The sequence below is a fragment of the Lactobacillus jensenii DSM 20557 genome (assembly GCF_001436455.1).
GTDB classification, from domain to species: Bacteria; Bacillota; Bacilli; order Lactobacillales; family Lactobacillaceae; genus Lactobacillus; species Lactobacillus jensenii.
In genome coordinates this window covers 1-246 of the sequence record NZ_AYYU01000091.1, presented here as the reverse complement: position 1 = coordinate 246, position 246 = coordinate 1, and the positions used below count along the sequence as shown (strand labels likewise).

1 tRNA gene is annotated in these 246 nt (G+C 43.5%); it reads right to left on the bottom strand.

Features of this window, described 5'->3' with window-relative positions:
- Positions 1 to 120: 120 nt before the first annotated feature.
- A tRNA-Ser gene (locus tag FC45_RS07575) sits at positions 121 to 211 on the bottom strand.
- Positions 212 to 246 lie beyond the last annotated feature (35 nt).

The window sequence follows — 246 nt, the reverse complement described above, 5'->3', positions numbered from 1 at the left end:
GGCGGTGTCTTAACCACTTGACCAACGGGCCAGATCCCTCGAGCACGAATATTAATATATCAAAATTATTGATAATTGGCAAGTCTTTTTTACAAAAAACTTGATTCGCTTTCAAGCTAACGGAGTGTGAGGGATTTGAACCCTCGATACAGGTTAAAGCCCGTATACATGATTTCCAATCATGCTCCTTCAGCCACTCGGACAACACTCCATTACTCCGGTTGCCAGATTCGAACTGACGACATC